We start from the raw sequence: 18,222 nt of genomic DNA on the forward strand, positions 1-18,222 counted from the left end.
GAATTTCGTAAGAGAACAGGAGATTTCTGAATGTTGCACCCTTATTTTAAACCCGCGGATATCCTGCTGCCGAAGGACGTACCGACAGAAAACTGGTGTGTGGTTGCCTGTGACCAATATACTTCCCAGCCGGAGTACTGGCAGGAAGCGAAAAAGGCGGCGGGGGATACTCCCTCCACCTACCACATGGTCTACCCCGAATGTTATCTGGAAACGACCGACGCGGAGCAGTACGCCGCCGGAATCAACGCCGCCATGGAACGCTACCTCTCGGACGGCGTTTTTCGTGAAATAAAGAACAGCTACCTCTATGTGGAGCGCACTCTGGCGGACGGAAAGCTCCGCCGCGGGGTCATGATGGCGCTCGACCTGGAGCAGTACCGGTACGAGGCGGGCAGCAAGACGCCTATCCGCGCGACGGAGGGAACGGTGCTGGAACGGATTCCGCCCCGCGTGAAAATCCGCCGCGGCGCGCCGCTGGAGCTGCCGCATATCATGATTCTGATCGACGACCCTGAGCGCAGCGTGATTGAGAAAATCGATCCTTCCGATCTGACCCCGGAGTACGAGGGAAAGCTGATGCAAAGAAGCGGGAGCATCCGCGGCTTCCGCCTGAATTCCGCGGCCGCCAAAAAGCTGGAAGACGCGCTGGACCGTCTGCCGGTCCGCGACAACCTGCTTTTTGCCGTGGGCGACGGCAACCATTCCCTCGCGACGGCAAAGGCCTGCTATGAGGAACTGAAAAAGACGCTGTCCCCAAAGGAAGCGGAAACCCATCCCGCGCGCTGGGCACTTGTGGAGGTCGTGAACCTGTACGACGATTCCCTGCAGTTTGAACCGATCCAGCGGGTGGTGTTCCAGACAAATCCGGAGGAGCTGATGCGGGAGCTGTACCGTTTCTACGACGTTTCCGACGTGCCCTGCGAAGGGCACCGGATCACCTGCCTGGCGGGCGGACGGAAAAAGGATATCTGGGTAAAGAATCCGCCGTCCAATTTAGAGGTCGGTACGCTGCAGAAATTTCTGGACGCACGCCTCGCGCACGTGGGCGGAAAAATGGACTACATACACGGCGTCGAGGTAGCGGAAAAGCTCTGTGCCGGGGACAGCAATGCAATGGCTTTCTTCCTTCCCAAAATGGAGAAAAGCAGCCTGTTTGAAACGGTCGCCGTCGACGGGGCCCTTCCGCGGAAAACCTTTTCCATGGGGCATGCCTGCGACAAACGCTTCTATATGGAGTGCCGCAGAATCAAGTGAATCCGAAAGTGCCGGCGGGGCGGTCCCCCGCCGGTTTTTTTGCTTTCAGAATATGATTTTTTATGGAAAATGTCAATGTTTTCATCTCCTCTTTATAATGGAAAACAAATGTGATACTATTGAGAATAAAGTATGTTGAATCGGCTGCCTTCAGGCGGCGGAACGGGGGAAATATGTCTGGCGTAATCAGAGTATTTGTGGAAAAGAAACCCGGCTTCGATGTTGAAGCACAGCACATCAAAACCGACCTTGTGGACAATCTGGGTCTGACTTCCATTGAGGAACTCAGGCTGATAAACCGGTACGACGTGTCCGGACTTACCAAAGAAGAATTTGCCGCCGCAAGGGGGACTATTTTTTCCGAACCCAATGTGGACGACGTTTATGACGAAACGGTTCCGGTTCCGGAGGATTTTACCGTGTTCGCCATGGAATATCTTCCCGGGCAGTACGACCAGCGCGCCGATTCCGCCGCGCAGTGTATTCAGCTTCTGACGCAGGGGGAGCGCCCGCAAGTGGCTACCGCCCGCGTGATTGCCGTAAAGGGCAATTTAAGCGAAGAGGAACTGAACCAAATCAAGAGCTATCTGGTAAACCCGGTGGAAAGCCGCCTTGCCTCGTTAGCAAAGCCCGAAACCCTCGACGTGAAAGCGGACGTTCCGCCGGACGTCGCTCGCGTGACGGGCTTTATCAGTTGGAATGAAAACGAACTGAAGGCCTATTACGAATCCATGGGTTTTGCCATGAGCTTTGAAGACCTGGCGTTCTGCCGCGATTACTTCCGGAAGGAAACCCGCGACCCCAGCGTGACCGAGCTGCGCGTCATCGATACCTACTGGAGCGACCACTGCCGCCACACCACTTTTTCCACAAGGCTGGAAAATATCACGATTGAGCGGTCGGCGGTCAGCGGCGCGATTGAGGACGCGCTGAAAGCGTATTACGAGGCGCGCTCCGAGGTGTACGGAGAAACGGACCGCCCCGTGTCCCTGATGGATATGGCGGTCATCGGCATGAAGCTTCTGCGCAAGCGCGGGCAGATTCCCGACCTTGACCTGAGCGAGGAAATCAACGCCTGCTCCATTGAGGTGCCGGTCACCGTGGACGGAAAAGAAGAAAAGTGGCTGGTGCAGTTTAAAAACGAGACCCATAACCATCCTACCGAAATCGAGCCGTTCGGCGGAGCGGCCACCTGCCTCGGCGGCGCGATCCGCGACCCGCTTTCCGGCAGGGCGTATGTCTATCAGGCGATGCGTGTGACCGGCTCCGGCGACCCGCGCGTCCCTTTTGAGGACACGCTGGCGGGCAAGCTGCCGACCCGGAAAATTACGACGGGCGCGGCGCAGGGCTATAGCTCCTACGGCAACCAGATCGGCCTTGCGACCGGTCAGGTCACCGAGCTGTACGACGCCGGTTATGTCGCGAAGCGCATGGAAATCGGCGCGGTCATCGGTGCGTCGCCGAAAGAGAACGTGGTGCGTTTCGTGCCGGACGAGGGCGATATCATCGTGCTGCTGGGCGGCAGCACGGGGCGCGACGGCTGCGGCGGCGCCACCGGCTCCAGCAAGGCGCACACCGAACAGTCCATCGAGGTCTGCGGCGCGGAGGTGCAGAAGGGAAACCCGCCGACCGAGCGCAAAATCCAGCGCCTTTTCCGCAATCCGGAGGTCGCTCAGAAAATCAAACGCTGCAACGACTTTGGCGCGGGCGGCGTCTGCGTCGCCATCGGCGAGCTTGCGGACGGCCTTAAAATCGATTTAAATAAAGTTCCTAAAAAATATGAGGGCCTTGACGGAACCGAACTGGCCATTTCCGAATCGCAGGAGAGAATGGCGGTCGTGCTCGCCCCACAGGACGCGGAAGCGTTTATTGCAGCGGCAAACGAAGAAAACCTCAACGCGCGGGTGGTCGCCGTTGTGACGAAGGAGCCGCGCCTGCGCATGACGTGGCGCGGCGACACAATTGTGGACATCAGCCGCGCGTTTCTGGACACCAACGGCGTGACCCAGAAAAACAGCGTGACCATTGAAGCGGTGGACCCGGCGCGGTATTACAGAAGCCTGGTGCCGGAATGCCTGAAAAACAAACCGTTTGCAGGAGCGTTTGAAGAGAACCTTTCCCGCCTCGAGGTCTGCAGCCAGAAGGGCCTTGCCGAGCGGTTCGACGCGAGCATCGGCGCGGCGACTGTCCTGATGCCTTTTGCCGGGAAATATCAGCTGACCCCGGAAGAGGCAATGCTGGCGAAAGTCCCTGTCATGCACGGAGAAACGGACGACGCCACCGCGATGTCCTACGGGTATCTTCCGGGCATCGCGCGGTTCAGCCCGTTCCACGGAGCGGCCTGGGCGGTCACGGAGAGCTTGTCCAAGCTCGCCGCTGTCGGCGCGGACCCGCTGAAAGCCCGGCTGACCTTTCAGGAATATTTTGAAAGGCTGAACACCGACCCGAAGCGCTGGGGCAAACCGGCCGCCGCGCTGCTCGGCGCGCTGAGCGCGCAGCTCGGCATAGGGCTGCCCGCCATCGGCGGCAAGGACAGCATGAGCGGCAGCTTTGAGCAGCTGGACGTTCCGCCAACGCTGGTCAGCTTTGCCGTCGCCATGACCAAGGCGAGCGGGACCGTTTCCGCCGCGTTTCAAAATCCGGGCGCGTCCGTTGTACTGCTTCCGGTTCCTGAAAATCAGAATACTTTGCTTCCCGACTGGGAAAAGCTGAAGGAATACTACGCGGAAATTTACAGTATGATTCATCACGGCGCGGTGGTATCCGCTTCCGTTGTCAAGGAAGGCGGCACAGCCGCGGCAGTCGCGAAGATGTGCTTCGGCAATCGGCTGGGCTTTGTGTTCCGCAAAGAGGCGATCGAAGAAAAAACGCTGTTTGCTCCCGCTTCCGGCGCTCTGGTGGTGGAGCTTGCAAAAGATTGCCGTGTCGACGAAAAATTCCATCCGGTTCTTCTGGGAACCGTCAGCGAAGAGCCGCGGATTGTTCTGGGCGGCGAAACGCTTGAGATCGAAGCGCTCGTTGCCGCATGGTGCGGCACGCTGGAAAAGATTTTCCCGAACGAAGCGCCGGAGCAGCCGCTTACGAAGGAGGTTCCGCTCTTTACGGAGCGTTTTGCAAAAGCGCCCGCGATCAGGGCCGCGAAGCCCCGTGTCTTTATCCCGGTGTTCCCGGGAACCAACTGCGAGTACGATACCGCCCGCGCTTTTGAGCGCGCGGGAGCGCAGCCGGAAATTCTGGTTGTGCGGAATTTGACTTCTTCCGATATTGAAGCTACAATTGAACGGATGGAAAAGGCGATCCGTCAGTCTCAGATCATCATGCTGCCGGGCGGATTTTCCGGCGGCGACGAGCCGGACGGCTCCGGAAAGTTTATCGCCACCACCTTCCGCAATCCGAAGATTGCCGAAGCGGTGAGCGACCTGCTGAAAAACCGCGATGGTCTGATGCTCGGTATCTGCAACGGGTTCCAGGCGCTGATCAAGCTGGGCCTTGTGCCGTACGGCGAGATTACAAAGCCGGGCGAGGATGCTCCTACCCTGACGTTCAACACTCTTGGCCGCCACGTTTCCCGCATGGTGTATACCCGCGTGACCTCCGTCAAATCCCCGTGGTTCGCGGGTGTAAACGCGGGCGATGTGTTCGCGGTGCCGGTTTCGCACGGGGAAGGGCGCTTTGTCGCAAGCGGCGCGGTCATGGACCGCCTGATTGCCGGGGGCCAGATCGCGACCCAGTATGGAACCCCGGACGGAGTCCCCAGCGGCCGTATCGAATGGAACCCGAACGGCTCGGTCTGCGCGGTGGAGGGCATCACCAGCCCGGACGGGCGCATTCTCGGCAAGATGGCCCATTCCGAGCGCAGAGGAAAAGACCTGTACGCAAATGTTCCCGGAGCGAAGGACCAGATGATTTTTGAATCAGGTGTCAAATACTTCAAGTAATACGGGTGAAAGAATAGAATGAGTGAATTTTTCAGAAGAACCTGGGCCGAGGTCAGCCTTGACGCAATTGACCACAATTTTGAAACGATCCGTGAACAGCTCAGGCCGGAAACGCTGGTCTGCTGTGTCATCAAGGCGGACGCTTACGGCCACGGGGCGGAGGCCCTTGCGAAGGAATATGAAAAGCTGGGCGCGGACTGGTTCGCCGTTTCCAATCTGGAGGAGGCCATGCAGATCCGCAGCGCCGGAATCCGCCTGCCGATCCTGATTCTGGGCTACACGCCGCCCTGCATGGCCGCGCAGCTGTGCGAGCTGAACATTGCGCAGACCGTGTTCTCCGCCGGGTACGGCGAGGCGCTTTCCGCCGAAGCGGTCAAAGCGGGCGTTACCGTGCGCGTTCATATCAAGCTGGATACGGGCATGAGCCGCATCGGCTTTCTGTACCAGAACCCCGCCAGGGACGGCGGCGTGATCGATGAGATCGAAACAGTCTGCAAGCTGCCGTCGCTTGATCCGGAAGGTATTTTTACTCATTTCGCCGTCGCCGACGAGGGCAACGGCGGCCGCGCTTATACCATCATGCAGTTTGACAACCTGATGAAAGCGATTGCCCTGCTGGGACAGCGCGGCATCGCCTTCAAAATCCGCCACTGCGCGAATTCCGCCGCGATCTTCGATTACCCGGATATGCAGCTTGACATGGTGCGCCCCGGCGTGATCCTGTACGGCTTGATGCCGTCGGACAGGATGAAAAATGCCGTGGAGCTGATGCCCGCGATGGAGCTGAAAAGCGTTGTGTCGCTGGTGAAAACCGTTGAACCGCAGACCAGCGTCAGCTACGGCAGGAAATATATTGCAAAGAAACAGGTAAAAATCGCGACCGTGCCGATCGGCTATGCGGACGGCTACCCGCGGCACCTCTATATCAAGGCGAGCATGCTCGTGCGCGGGCATAAGGCAAAGATCATCGGCCGGGTGTGCATGGATCAGCTGATGCTGAACGTCACGGCGATTCCCGACGTAAAAGAGGGCGATATTGTGACCGTGTTCGGCCGCGACGGGGATGCCTCCGTCACGCTGGAGGAGCTTGCCGGTTACAACAACACCATCAACTATGAGCTTGTCTGCATGATCTCAAAGCGCGTGCCGCGCATCTACTACAAGGACGGCAAAGAAGTCGGCGAGCTGAATTATATCTGTAAATAAGGCATCTTCTGCCCTATAAGCTTTTACAATTTGATGATATAGAAGAAATACCGTAAGCCCAAACAGGCTTACGGTATTTTTACGTTTTCCGTTCACTTTTGCGGGATCCGGGCCATTTTACAAAGCCTTTCAAATACTGAAATTCGTGGGTGTTCCAGAACAGAACCAGATAAACCGTGTTGGGCACAAGAAGGCAGATCACGCATTTCACGGCGAAAGCCCAGAACCCGGCGCCGGGCAGGAAGGAGCAGCACAGATAGGTGAAATATCCTGTCAGCCCTGTCAGCGCGGCGTAATAAACATACCGCGCAAAATAGGTTCCGACCGGGCGGTGGAAGCCGTGCCGGAACAGGACCAGCGGCTCCACCCAGAAATCGATCGTCATGGTGCTGATGAAGGTCCCCGCAAAAACGCCGATGATTCCGTACCGCTGTACCAGGATAATGGAAAAGATCAGGTTTACCGCGGCTTCCAGAACCGCCTTGTACCGGTCGTACCAGAACAGGCCGAACGCGTCGCGGAAGGTCAGCGTCGCCTGCCGCATGCCGGTGACGAAGAAATTGAGGGCAATGACAAAAACAATGGGAAGGGCGAACAGAAGGCTCTTCCGCCCTGTCCACAGGACGATGAACGGGTTGAAAAGGCAGAAAAGGCTGATCGAGCAGAAGCTGAAAATCCAGAAGCACGCAAAATTGATGGAAAGGTAAATATCGTAAGATTTCTTTCTGTCCTCCAGCGCGCCCAGATTCCCTACACTGGCCGTGATTCCGCTGAAAATCTGTGAGGTCAGCTGGCGCAGAGTGCTGGTAATCAGGAAGTAGTTGGAGTAGATGCCTACGCTGACGATGCCCACAAAGCGGGAAATCAGCAGGATGTCGGTTCCGTTGACCACTGTAAAGCCAATCCGGTGCATAAACATTGCGCGGATATTTTTGATGATGGAGGCCCTGTCGTCCCTGCCGAGCTTTTCCTTTTTGTACTGCCTGAGGTACGGGTACATCTGATCCGCTTTGCGCGCAAGGAAGAAGTTCGTGAAAAAGCTGAACAGAATCTGCACGCAGAGGTACAGAATAAAGTTGTGGGTCTGAAACAGGATGGCAATCTGGAGGATATTCTGCAAAATGCAGAAGCCGTATTGATATAAAGTGCAGACATAATTTTTCTGGTCCGCAACAATAATGGACTGCTTGTAGGCGAAGAAATAGGTGATGACCGTATTGAAAATATACAGCAGATAAATGGCGGTCAGATTCGGAATTCCGGGGTCATTTTTAATAAAGTGCGGGTAAAACGGGGTAAAGGCGAGGCCCGCGATGCCGACGATCAGCCCGATGGTGTGATAGGCCCTTTTGTACAGGGCCATCAGCGCCCCGATTTTCTTTCGGTCGTTCTGCGCCAGCGGTTTGTACATGCTGAAAATGATCGCGGTGCCCACGCCCAACTCGGCCAAAGAAAGCAGAGTCAGGATATTGCTGAACAGCCCGCTGATCCCCAGATAGGCTTCCCCGAGGGTCCTGATAAAAATGGTCCTGCACAGAAAACTCAGCAGAATACTGAGCAGCTGGCTGCCGACATTGACAATAATATTCCTGATCGAGTTCTTACTGCGCATGGTTCACAGCCTTTCTGTCCAAAATGAATTCCGCCGGATATTCTATCCTATCATTTATTTATGAATTTATCTTTGACGGGTCATTAACAGTATATGTCAGACAAATTCCGCAGCAGGGAAGAAATTTTTATATTCCTGCCAAAAAAGAAAACAAAGCAATAAAACAGGGACGCCCCCGCTCATGAAGTGACTCCAGTCGTTATCAGTATACCATACTGTCTAACTTTTCGGGGTCACTTCACTCATAGGGACTGTCCCTGTTTTGATTGATTACCGTGTCAGTCTCAGAAGGCTCTTGGAATAAAACCGACCTTTTTCATGACCTTGTTCAGGGTGCGTACGGAAATGGAAAGCGCTTTCTGCGCGCTTTCGGTATAGCACTGCTCCAGATAATCCTTGTTTTTAATCAGGTCGGCGTACCGCTCCTGAATGGGGCGCAGATGCGCCACCACGGCTTCGCCCACGGCGGTCTTGAAATCGCCGTAGCCCTTATTCTCGAACTCCTTTTCGATCTGCTCGTTGGAAAGCCTGGTCACGCAGGAGTAAATCCCCATCAGGTTATTGATGCCGTCCTTGCCTTCCCCGCAGCGGACACAGGCTTCGCTGTCCGTAATCGCGCGCCTGCATTTGCGCATGATGTCCTCCGGCTTATCCAGAACGGCGACATAGGCGTTGGCGTTTTCATCGGACTTGCTCATTTTTCTGGTCGGCTCCTGCAGGGACATGATGCGCGCGCCCTGCTTGGGAATATAGGCATCCGGTACGGTGAAGGTCCGGCCGTAAATGCCGTTAAAACGCTCCGCAATATTGCGGGTGAGCTCCAGATGCTGTTTCTGGTCGGCTCCCACGGGTACGAGGTCCGCCTGATACAGCAGGATGTCCGCCGCCATCAGGCTGGGATATGTGAACAGGCCCGCGTTGACATTGTCGGCGTGTTTGGCCGATTTGTCCTTGAACTGCGTCATCCGCTGCAGCTCGCCGAACTGCGTGTAGCAGTTCAGGACCCACGCAAGCTCAGAGTGGGTGCAGACATGGCTCTGGATGAAAAACGGGCTCTTTTCCGGATCGATGCCGCAGGCCAGCAGCAATGCGTACGCTTCCAGCACGTTGCGGCGGAATTTCGCGGGCTCCTGACGGACGGTGATGGTGTGCAGATCGGCCAGAGCAAAAATACAGCTGTATTCATCCTGCAGGCTGATCCAGTTTTTGAGCGCTCCCAGGTAGTTGCCGAGAGTAATCGTGCCGCTCGGCTGAATGGCGCTGAAGATGACCTTTTTGCGCTCGGTGTTGGCTGTTTCCATTTTTGAATGCCTCCAAAATTAATTCCTGATGATATCGCGGGCAAGCTCGCCCAGAATTTGAATTCCCTTCAACAGCTGGATGTCGGTGGGAGTGGAAAAATTGATGCGGAAAGACTGGCAGGGATCGTTTTCATTGGTCAGAAACGCATTGCCCGGCACGACGCAGACCTTGCGCCCGACCGCCTGACTGCAGAAGTCGATCATATCGATCCCGTCCGGCAGAGTGCACCACAGGAACAGACCGCCCTCAATCGGATTGTAGGTAACTTCCGGCGCCAGATATTTGTCGAGCGCGGCCGTCGCAATGGCGGATTTTTTCAAGTAGACCTCGCGCAGCCGTTTCAGATGCGCATCGAAGTCATATTTCGTCATCAGCTCATGGCAGACGATCTGGGACCAGATATTGGTGTGTACGTCCTCGCCCTGCTTGCAGACGATCATTTTCTGTAAAATCTCCCGCGGCGCGATCGCATAGCCCACGCGCATACCGGGAGAAATCACCTTTGAAAAGGTACCGGCGTAGATCACAAGGCCCTCTTCATCCAGCGACTTGACCGCTTCGATGTGCTCCCCGTAGAAACGCAGGTCGCCGTAGGGGTTGTCCTCCAGAATCAAGACGCCGTATTTTTTGGCCAGGGCATAGAGGCGCCGCCGCTTTTCCCAGCTCATGGTGATGCCGGACGGATTCTGGAAATTGGGGATGGTGTAAATGAACCTGACGTTTGTTTCCTCCTGCAGCGCACGCTCCAGCTCGTCCATGTTCATGCCGTCGTTTTCCATCGGGATCCCGCGCAGGCGGCAGTTGTAGGAGCGGAAGGTGTTCAGCGAGCCGATAAAGCTCGGCGCTTCGCAGATCACCACGTCGCCCTCGTTGCAGAGCGATTTCGTCGCCAGGTCCATGACCTGCTGGGCTCCGCTCGTAATCAGAATATTGTCAAAATCACGGCCTACGCCGTGTATGCTTTTCATGTAGCAGGAGAGGTGCTCGCGCAAAGGCGCGTAGCCTTCGGTGATGCTGTACTGCAGCGCGTCGATGGGCCGCTCCGACAGAATCCGCGCGGAGATCTCACTGACTTCCTTCACCGGGAAGGCCTCGGGCGCGGGATTGCCCGCAGAGAGTGATATCACGCTTGGATCGGAGGCATACTTGAAGATTTCCCTGATTGCCGACGGTTTCAGCGATAAAACGCGGTCGGAAAATTGGTATTCCATGTTGTCACCCTCTCATTACTATCGATTTTTATGATACCACAGGCGCACCGCGCCGTTGTGGTATCTTTATAAATTGGTGAAGCGGGTAAAATAATCGCTTGCGATTATTTTACCACAGAAACCGGGGAAAGACTATAAAAAACCGTACAATTCATAAAAATACTTATAAAGCGATTGGAAACGTCAAATTTTTACGGCGCGTTATGACAATGGCAACCATATACATATAGTATAATTATTTTTAGTAAAAAATGGACAAGTTTCCAAATAATGTATGGCGGTGATAGGAATGTTAAAAGCGAAGGCGGGGCGCGTCAGCTTTACGACGGCTGCTTTGGACCCTACAAAGGCTGTTGCAAAACAGGTGGTTTATTTCACGGTGGCGCTGCTCTGTTCACGGGGACTGGTATTCGGAAAATACGCGCCGTTCGGCGTTGCGGCGGTCGCGGCATTCCCGTACTCGGGGATCTGGAGCGTTGTGCTGGGGAGCACAGCGGGGTATCTGCTGCCTTCTCCGGCGGCTGTGCCGGTACATTATATAGCGGCGGTTCTGGCTGCCGCGGCGATCCGCTGGACGTTGAATGACCTTATCAAGCTCAAAATGCATCCGGGCTTTGCTCCCGCGACGGCGTTTCTCCCGGTGCTCTGTACGGGCATGGCCATCGTCTTTGTCAACGGCTCCGCTTCGACGACCGTGGCGATGTATGTGGCGGAAGCGCTCCTTGCCGGCGGGATGGCATACTTCTTTGCGCGCACGTCCAAGGTGATCGCTTCCGGCAGGAGCATCGGCACCATGAACCCGCAGGAAATCGCCTGTGCGGCGCTGTCGGCGGGCGTGGTCCTGCTGTCGCTTTCCAACCTGAGCATCGGCCCGGTCTCGCTCGGACGCGTGCTGGCGGTGGTGGCGATCCTGTTTGCCGCTCGCTACGGCGGTGTTGCCGGCGGCAGCGTGGCGGGCATTTCGGCGGGCATCGTGTTCAGCCTTTCCACCTCGGGACTGAACTATCTTTCCGGCGCCTACGCGCTCGGCGGCATGATGGCGGGCGTATTTTCCCCGGTCGGGCAGCTCGCGTCCGTGGTCGCCTTTATTTTTTCCAACGCGGTCGCCTCTCTTCAGGTGGGCAATCAGGAAGCCGTCATCGGGGGACTTTACGAAGTGATGGCGGCGACTGTGTTTTATATGCTGCTGCCGCAGAGGGTCGGAGCGCCGCTGATCGGCATGTTTTCCCACGCCGACGATACATCCCGTTCCGACGGCCTTCGCCGCTCGGTCATCATGAAACTCGATTACGCCGCGAAGGCTCTCGGCAGCGTCTCCGAATCGGTGGAGGAAGTCTCCAAAAAGCTTTATACCGCGTGCGCGCCGGACATCAACGGCGTGTATAAGAAAACGATCGACGACGTCTGCTGCGGCTGCGGGTTAAAGGTCTACTGCTGGGAGCGCAACTACAGCGAAAGCATGAACGCGTTCAACGACCTGACGGACAAGCTCAGGGCGAAAGGGAAGATCGAGCGCTCTGATTTTAACGCGCAGTTTGCCACGCACTGCAGCAGGCTGCCGGTGGTTATGGACAGTGTCAACGCCAATTACAATGAATTCATGATCAGGGACGCGGCGGACAGCCGCGCACAGCAGGTGCGCAGCATGGTTTCCGACCAGTTTACCACCACCAGCAACATGCTGGAGGATATGGCGGCGGAGCTTGAGCTTTACGAGCAGTTCGATTTTGCCGCGGCGCAGAAGGTCGGGGAAGTCCTGCGCGGGGCGGGCATCCTGCCCATTGACATCAGCTGTCGCACGGACCGGTTCGACCGCATGTCGATCGAAATCATCACCGCCCAGCTGGACGGCGTCCGCCTGAACAAAGCCGAGCTTACGGACGAAATTTCACGCGCGTGCGGCCGGAGCTTCCAGCAGCCCTGCATCAGCATGGTAAAAGGGAAGTGCAGGCTGCAGATTTCGGAGCGTCCCCTCTACCGCGTGCAGACCGGATGCGCCCAGCACTCCTGCGGAAACAGGCAGCTCTGCGGCGACAGCTGGGACGCCTTCCCCGACGGCAACGGCCGCCAGGTCGCGATCATCAGCGACGGAATGGGGACGGGCGGCCGCGCGGCGGTGGACGGCGCGATGGCCTGCGGGATTCTGTCCCGTCTGGTCAAGGCCGGTATCGGGTTCGACGCCGCGCTCAAGATCGTGAATTCGGCACTGATGGTGAAATCGGGCGACGAATCGCTCGCAACCGTTGATTTGGCCGCGCTCGACCTTTTCAACGGGAATCTTGAATTTATGAAGGCCGGCGCGTCCGTCAGCGTGCTGCGCAAATCGGGGCGGGCCGTGGTGATCGACGCCCCCAGCCTGCCGATCGGCATCCTGAACGAAATCAATTTTTCCAAGTCCTCGGACAGCCTGGAAAAAGACGATCTGCTGATTATGCTTTCCGACGGGGCGCTCGCCGCGGGGGACGACTGGATCTGTGAAACGGTGGAGAAATGGAACGGCCAGATCCCGCAGGAGCTTGCGGAAGAAATCGTAACGCAGGCGATTGCCCGCCGCACCGACGGCCACGACGACGATATCACTGCTTTGGTCATAAAAGTAAGAGAAAACGAATAAGGACGGTGACCGGAAAAGGGCGGGAGGCATTGCCTCCCGCCCTAAGTTTTCTTCTCTTCCGGCAGGAAAATCGGGGTAAAAAATAAAGGTGACAAGTAATTTTAGAAAAAATTTACAAAATAGCTTTCTACATACTTCCACATAGTACTTGATATTTTTTCTGTGGAGATGTAGTATGTTGTTCATGGCGGAACTTACAAAAGTCCGCCGGCCAAGCGTAACCATACTATGAAAATTAAGGAGTACGATTATGACATTGAATGTGAAAAGAACACTGGCGGCCTGCGTCTGTGCGGCGTGTACGCTCGCGGCAATGACAGGCTGCTCTAATTTCAACTCTTCCGGAAGCTCACAGGTCGCCTCTTCCGCACCGGCCTCTTCGGAAGCTGTTTCCTCCTCCGTCGCCTCCGAGGAAAGCTCGGCGCCGGAATCTTCCCAGCCGGTCGACGCTCAGGCGGACCTTCTCAAGCTGATGAAAGAGACAGCGGTAAAAGGAAAAGCGATTGACTGCGACTTCGCGGTTCAATCCAATGTAATTGAGGATGTAGAGGAAAAGTGGGGAAAGGAAGACAAATCCGAATACATTGCCGCCGCCAAGGGAACCTACGCGACCTATTCCACGAAGGGCTTCGTGTTCGGCTTCAACAAGGGCTCTCAGCTTTTTGAGGTCAGGTCGTTTGACAGCCGGCTGAAAGAAATCACCCTTTCCAAAACGGAAGAGGTTTTCGGCAAGCCGGATTACGATGTGACTTCGGGCAGCGACAGGATCATCGGTTACGTTGTCAGCAAGGACTATAAAATGCTGATGGTGTTCCCGGATTCCAAGGCGAACGGCGCGAACGCCGTGCTCGACCATTACTCTGTGTTTTACCCTGCCGGCACGGTCAACATGATGGCCGACGACCCGGGCCGCCAGTGGTAACGGAAAAAAAGATCATAAAAAAGGAAGCCGTTTCAAAAACGCGCTTCCTTTTTTGTTATTGTTATCCGATATGAAAAAGTGTTTCCGCGTTTCTGCGCGTAACCGTTAAAAGCTCTTCCGCGGTGATTCCCCGGATTTCAGCGATCCGCGCGGCGGTATAGGCGATCAGGGTGGAATCGTTGCGCTTTCCGCGGAACGGGACCGGCGCCATATACGGGCAGTCCGTTTCCATCAGCATCCGTTCGAGCGGAACGGCGGCCGCCACCTCCACCGGTACGCGCGCGTTTTTGAATGTGACCGCGCCGCCCAGACCGATATACATGCCGAGCCGGACGCACTCCATCGCCATTTCCACACTGCCGGAAAAGCAGTGCACCACGCCGGACGGCTTGTGTTTGCGAAGAATCTCCATGGTGTCGCCGTGCGCGTCGCGGTCATGCACGATGATTGGCAGGCGGTGCTTTTCCGCCAGCAGAATCTGGGTTTCAAAGGCCGCTTTCTGTACGTCCCTCGGAGCGTTGTCCTCAAAATGATAGTCCAGCCCGATTTCTCCGACCGCGACGACCTTGTCCCGATGGAGCAGCTCTTCCAGCTGTTCCGGATAGTTTTCGGGCGCGTCCTTGACACACTCCGGGTGGATGCCCGCCGCGGCGTAAAGATACGGATAGTCCGCCGCCAGTTGGATGGAAGCGAGGGAAGAGTCCAGATCCGCCCCGCAGTTGATCACGTTGCAGATTCCGCGGCCGGGAAGCCCGGACAGAACCACGTCGCGGTCGTCGTCAAAAGCCGCGTCGTCGTAATGCGCGTGGGAATCGAAAATAGGCTTCAGCATATCCATCAGCGGACTTTGCTCCCGGCGGGAATTCCGTCCACGAAAATCACTTTTACGTCTTCTCCGGCATCCGCCGCCAGAATCATGCCCTGGCTTTCCACGCCGCACAGCACGGCGGGCTTCAGGTTTGCGACCAGAATAATGCTGTGTCCCGTCAGGTCCTCCGGCCGATACCATTTTGCAATGCCCGAAGCGACCGTCCTCTGTCCTTCTCCGTCGTCGATCGTCAGCTTCAGCAGCTTCTTTGCGCGCTTGATCGGTTCGCACGCGATGATTTTACCGACGCGCAGCTCGACCTTTCCGAAATCGTCAATGCCGATCTGCGCAATGCCCTCGATTTCCTTTTCCGCGGGGGCTTCCTTCTTTTCCTCGGCGGGATTCGGGATCAGCTTGTTCAGCTCTTCGATTTCCTTGTCCACGTCGATGCGCGGGAACAGGGTTTCTCCTTTGGAAATCACGGTGTCGGAGGGCAGAAGTCCCCATTTCGCCGCCGCGTCGTAGGTCAGCACGTCCGCCTTCGCGCCGAGCTGCGCCTGGATTTTCGGCGCCGTCTCCGGAATGAAAGGCGTAATCAGAATCGATACGATACGCAGGCTCTCGCAGAGATTGTAAATAACCGCGGCCAGACGCGCGCGCTTTGTCTCGTCCTTTCCCAAAGCCCAGGGCATGGTTTCATCGATATATTTGTTGGTACGGGCAATCAGCTTCCAGATTTCGGTCAGCGCGTTGCTGAACTGATAGCCGGCAATCGCGTCGTCGCATTTTTGACGCAGGCCGAGCGCCGTCTGAATCAGCTCGTCGTCAAGGGGCGCGCTCTCCCGTTCGGCGGGAATTTTGCCGCCGAAGTATTTCTCCGCCATCGCGGTGGAGCGGGAGAGAAGGTTTCCTAAATCGTTCGCAAGGTCGGAATTGATGCGGCCGATCAGCGCCTCGTTGGTGAATACGCCGTCCGCGCCGAACGGGATTTCCCGCAGGAGGAAGTAACGGATGGCGTCCACGCCGTAGCGGTCGCACAGGATGACCGGGTCGACCACGTTGCCCTTCGATTTGCTCATCTTGCTGCCGTCGCCGAACAGAAGCCAGCCGTGGCCGTAGACCTGCTTGGGCAGGGGAAGGCCGAGCGCCATCAGCATGGCGGGCCAGATGATGGTGTGGAAACGCACGATCTCCTTGCCGACAAAATGCACGTCGGCGGGCCAGTATTTTTGGTAATCGGAATCATCGTCCGAACCGTAGCCCATCGCGGTGATATAGTTGGTCAGAGCGTCCAGCCACACATATACGACGTGTTTCGGATCGAAATCGACGGGGATTCCCCACGTAAAGCTGGTGCGGGAAACACACAGGTCCTCCAGTCCCTGCTTGATGAAATTGATCATTTCGTTTTTGCGGCTCTCCGGCTGGATGAAATTCGGCTGGTCTTCATAGAGCTTTAACAGCCTGTCCGCGTATTTGGAAAGACGGAAGAAATAGGCTTCCTCATTGGCCCTTTTTACTTCTCTGCCGCAGTCGGGGCATTTGCCGTCCTTCAGCTGGGTCTCCGTCCAGAAGGATTCGCAGGGGGTGCAGTACCAGCCCTCATATTTTCCTTTGTAAATTTCTCCTTTATCATGGAGAATTTTGAAGATTTTCTGTACCGCCTTGACATGATAATCGTCGGTGGTGCGGATAAACCGGTCGTTGGAAATATTCAGAAGCTTCCACAAATCCTGAAAGCCCGCGACAATTTTATCGACATATTCCTTGGGGGTCACACCCTCTTTTTCGGCGTTGATCTCAATTTTCTGGCCGTGTTCGTCCGTACCGGTCAGAAACATCACGTCGTAGCCCTGCATTCGCTTGTAGCGCGCGATTGCGTCGCTGGCAACGGTGCAGTAGCTGTGCCCGATGTGCGCCTTGCCCGAGGGATAATAAATAGGCGTTGTGATGTAAAAAGTTTTTTTGTCCATTTTTCAGCCTCCAAGAGAATAGTATTCTCAAATAAAGTGATTAATTTTAATATTATACCATTATTTTCACCGATAGTGAATAGAAAATCAAGAAACATGAAAGACTTACCCGCCGGAATCATAAATTTTGTCGAAAAATACCGCTCCGGAATTGAAATCAATCCCGAAGCGGTACAATGAGACGGCAGAATTATGATATGATTAATTTGGAGCCGTGCCGGATTCGCCGGTTCCGGCATCTTCACCGTAGAGAAAAGCTCTCAGGAGCTGACAGTTCTCCGGCAGATCCGGGTCGAGCACTTCGCCGATTCCCCTGATGGTGGGTTCGGTATAGGTGTTCAGGTTTGGAATATGCATGGTTTTCATGGGATAGTTGGAAACGGAGCCCGCGATGGAAGCAAGATACATCAGCTCCGAATCGGTGAGGTTCGTCTTGACCAGCGGCAGAAATTCGTTCATCATGCTGTTGATCTTGATCGGGCTCATGCCCTCCAGCTTTTTAATCATCAGTTCCATGACTTCGCGCTGCCTGCCGGTACGGCCAAAGTCGCTGTCCGTCTCGCGGATCCGGGCGTAATACACAGCCAGCCGGCCGTCCAGATGATTGACCCCCGGCTTCAGGTTGCTGCCCATATTCCGGTTTTCCGCGTCGCAGAGCTTTTGATCCATTTCGATGTCCAATCCGCCCATTTTATCGATAATGGTGGCAAAATTCTCGAAGTCAACGGAAATATATTTATCAATATTGATTCTGAAATTGTTTTCCAGAGTCTGCATGGTAAGCGCCGCGCCGCCTTTTGTGTAGGCCGCGTTCAGCTTCTGCTTTTTCATTGTGGGAATTTCAACGTACAAATCCCGCAGAAAGGAAACCAGACGGAGCGTCTTGTTTTTTGTGTCTATGGAAATCAGCATGGTGGTATCACTTCGGCTGCTGTTCCCGTCATCTCCCTTGTCGGTGCCGATCAGCAGAATATTGGTGATCTGGTTGTCCGAAATAACTCCCCACGTGGGTGCGGCGCTGGGCTGCTCAATATATTTCGAAGTGTTGATTTCTTCCGACCGGTCCAGACGCGACATCAGATATTTTCCATATACGAAGACGCCCGCGCATACAATCAGAATCAGGCACAGGAGGCCCGTGAGAAATTTCTTCAGGCCGCTTTTTTTCCTGCCGTATTTTTTGCCTCCCCGCCGTGCGGGCTGACTGCTGCTGTAAATATCGCGGTCGACATAATGGTACCGGTCGATTTCACCGGTGTCAAAATTTGTTCTTCTGCCCGCGTTTCGCGGCCCCGAACCAACACCGTTGCGCTGCGACCGGCCGTCGCGGTTTTGTCTGTTCATATTTCACCTCAAAAAACGTAATACACAAAGCAGTC

11 protein-coding genes are annotated in these 18,222 nt (G+C 55.7%); 5 read left to right on the top strand and 6 right to left on the bottom strand.

All coding sequences use genetic code 11. The features are described 5' to 3' along the window. The first annotated feature begins 30 nt into the window (after positions 1 to 30). The 3 genes from ACRQV7_RS04200 to alr all read left to right on the top strand — a co-directional run bounded on the left by ACRQV7_RS04200 (position 31) and on the right by alr (position 6,401). Positions 31 to 1,257, top strand: coding sequence for a DUF1015 domain-containing protein (locus tag ACRQV7_RS04200; RefSeq protein ID WP_444659574.1), 1,227 nt, complete (start codon positions 31 to 33; stop codon positions 1,255 to 1,257). 173 nt (positions 1,258 to 1,430) lie between these two features. Beyond that, the gene (locus ACRQV7_RS04205) at positions 1,431 to 5,195 is read left to right on the top strand and encodes a phosphoribosylformylglycinamidine synthase (RefSeq protein WP_444659575.1); all 3,765 of its coding nucleotides are present in this window, start codon (positions 1,431 to 1,433) and stop codon (positions 5,193 to 5,195) included. A gap of 18 nt (positions 5,196 to 5,213) precedes the next feature. After that, positions 5,214 to 6,401 carry an alanine racemase gene (alr, locus tag ACRQV7_RS04210; protein ID WP_444659576.1) on the top strand — a complete coding sequence of 396 codons (1,188 nt, stop codon included), beginning with the start codon at positions 5,214 to 5,216 and terminating at the stop codon, positions 6,399 to 6,401. Positions 6,402 to 6,480: 79 nt separating this feature from the next. On the opposite strand, the gene ACRQV7_RS04215 is transcribed toward alr, so the two are convergent. The 3 genes from ACRQV7_RS04215 to ACRQV7_RS04225 form a co-directional block, all read right to left on the bottom strand. Further along, a complete protein-coding gene (locus ACRQV7_RS04215) occupies positions 6,481 to 8,013 on the bottom strand; it encodes a lipopolysaccharide biosynthesis protein (RefSeq protein WP_444659577.1) in 1,533 nt (510 codons plus the stop codon). Positions 8,014 to 8,297: 284 nt separating this feature from the next. Then, positions 8,298 to 9,314 (bottom strand): tryptophan--tRNA ligase, encoded by a 1,017-nt coding sequence (gene trpS, locus ACRQV7_RS04220; RefSeq protein WP_444659578.1) that lies wholly within the window; start codon positions 9,312 to 9,314, stop codon positions 8,298 to 8,300. An 18-nt stretch (positions 9,315 to 9,332) separates the two neighbouring features. Next, complete coding sequence (locus ACRQV7_RS04225; RefSeq protein ID WP_444659579.1) at positions 9,333 to 10,526, bottom strand: aminotransferase-like domain-containing protein; 1,194 nt, start codon at positions 10,524 to 10,526, stop codon at positions 9,333 to 9,335. A gap of 289 nt (positions 10,527 to 10,815) precedes the next feature. Here ACRQV7_RS04225 and ACRQV7_RS04230 point away from each other — a divergent pair, with 289 nt between their 5' ends. Then, entirely contained in the window at positions 10,816 to 13,140 is a 2,325-nt protein-coding gene (locus tag ACRQV7_RS04230; RefSeq protein WP_444659580.1) for a SpoIIE family protein phosphatase, read from the top strand. Between the two features lie 250 nt (positions 13,141 to 13,390). Next, the gene (locus tag ACRQV7_RS04235; protein WP_444659582.1) at positions 13,391 to 14,062 is read left to right on the top strand and encodes a YjgB family protein; all 672 of its coding nucleotides are present in this window, start codon (positions 13,391 to 13,393) and stop codon (positions 14,060 to 14,062) included. A gap of 61 nt (positions 14,063 to 14,123) precedes the next feature. On the opposite strand, the gene ACRQV7_RS04240 is transcribed toward ACRQV7_RS04235, so the two are convergent. The 3 genes from ACRQV7_RS04240 to ACRQV7_RS04250 form a co-directional block, all read right to left on the bottom strand. Then, a complete protein-coding gene (locus ACRQV7_RS04240) occupies positions 14,124 to 14,894 on the bottom strand; it encodes a TatD family hydrolase (protein WP_444660208.1) in 771 nt (256 codons plus the stop codon). A 5-nt stretch (positions 14,895 to 14,899) separates the two neighbouring features. Further along, positions 14,900 to 16,843 (bottom strand): methionine--tRNA ligase, encoded by a 1,944-nt coding sequence (metG, locus tag ACRQV7_RS04245; protein WP_444659584.1) that lies wholly within the window; start codon positions 16,841 to 16,843, stop codon positions 14,900 to 14,902. Positions 16,844 to 17,044: 201 nt separating this feature from the next. Further along, positions 17,045 to 18,187 (bottom strand): LCP family protein, encoded by a 1,143-nt coding sequence (locus tag ACRQV7_RS04250; RefSeq protein WP_444659585.1) that lies wholly within the window; start codon positions 18,185 to 18,187, stop codon positions 17,045 to 17,047. Positions 18,188 to 18,222 lie beyond the last annotated feature (35 nt).

Source organism: Caproiciproducens lactatisolvens (genome assembly GCF_052443335.1).
Lineage (GTDB): Bacteria > Bacillota > Clostridia > Oscillospirales > Acutalibacteraceae > Caproiciproducens.